Raw genomic sequence first — 1,448 nt, 5'->3', positions numbered from 1 at the left:
CGCGCGCGCGGGCCGGCACCGGCCCCCGCCCACAGACCATTACCCCCCGGCCGGGCCCCGCCCCCCCACCCCCCTCCGCGGGGCCCGCCCCCCTCCTTCCTCTGCCACCGCCGCACCAGGAGAAAGCGAGCACCGCACCATGTTCGAGACCGTCCGCGAGGACCTGCGCACCACCCTCGACGAGATCCGCGCCGCCGGCCTGCACAAGCCCGAGCGCGTCATCGGCACCCCGCAGAACGCGGCCGTCGCGGTGACCGCCGGCGGCGCCCCCGGCGAGGTGCTCAACTTCTGCGCCAACAACTACCTGGGCCTGGCCGACCACCCCGAGGTCGTCGCCGCCGCCAAGGACGCACTCGACCGCTGGGGCTACGGAATGGCCTCCGTCCGCTTCATCTGCGGTACGCAGGAAGTGCACAAGGAGCTGGAGGCGCGCCTGTCCTCCTTCCTCGGCCAGGAGGACACGATCCTCTACTCCTCCTGCTTCGACGCCAACGGCGGCGTCTTCGAGACCCTGCTCGGCGCCGAGGACGCGGTGATCTCCGACGCCCTCAACCACGCCTCGATCATCGACGGCATCCGCCTGTCCAAGGCCCGCCGCTTCCGGTACGCCAACCGCGACATGGCCGAACTCGAAGCCCGCCTGAAGGAGGCCACCGAGGGCGGTGCCCGCCGCAAGCTGATCGTCACCGACGGCGTGTTCTCCATGGACGGCTACGTCGCCCCGCTCGCCGAGATCTGCGACCTGGCCGAGCGCTACGACGCCATGGTCATGGTCGACGACTCGCACGCCGTCGGCTTCGTCGGCCCCGGCGGCCGCGGCACGCCGGAACTGCACGGCGTCATGGACCGCATCGACATCATCACCGGCACCCTCGGCAAGGCCCTCGGCGGCGCCTCCGGCGGCTACGTCGCGGCCCGCGCCGAGATCGTCGAACTGCTGCGCCAGCGCTCGCGCCCGTACCTCTTCTCCAACTCCCTCGCCCCGGTCATCGCCGCCGCCTCCCTGAAGGTCCTGGACCTGCTGGAGTCGGCCGGCGACCTGCGCGAGCGGCTCGCCGCCAACACCGAGCTCTTCCGTACGAAGATGACCGAGGCCGGCTTCGAGATCCTCCCCGGCGACCACGCCATCGCCCCGGTGATGATCGGCGACGCCGCGGAGGCCGCCAAGATGGCGGAGCTGCTGCTGGAGCGCGGCGTGTACGTGATCGGCTTCTCCTACCCCGTGGTCCCGATGGGCGCGGCCCGCATCCGGGTCCAGCTCTCCGCGGCCCACTCCACGGCGGACGTGGAGCGCGCGGTGGCCGCCTTCGTCGACGCGCGGGCCGCCCTGACGGCCTGAGGCCCCGGGGCCTGACCGGCCGGGCGGCCGGGTCGCCCGCTCCACCTGCGAGAATGGTGGGGTGATCGACCCCCGCCGGCTGCGCATCCTGCGGGCCGTGGCGGACCAC

The 1,448-nt window shown here is 73.1% G+C and carries 1 protein-coding gene; it reads left to right on the top strand.

The window, feature by feature from the left end; all coding sequences use genetic code 11:
- Positions 1-139 precede the first annotated feature (139 nt).
- Positions 140-1,339 carry a glycine C-acetyltransferase gene (locus ACFXA3_RS42465; protein ID WP_385196878.1) on the top strand — a complete coding sequence of 400 codons (1,200 nt, stop codon included), beginning with the start codon at positions 140-142 and terminating at the stop codon, positions 1,337-1,339.
- Positions 1,340-1,448 lie beyond the last annotated feature (109 nt).

The organism is Streptomyces sp. NPDC059456 (assembly GCF_042750055.1).
Classification (GTDB): Bacteria; Actinomycetota; Actinomycetes; order Streptomycetales; family Streptomycetaceae; genus Streptomyces.
Note: the sequence above shows the minus strand (reverse complement) of the source record. Positions and strands in the feature narration are given on the sequence as shown.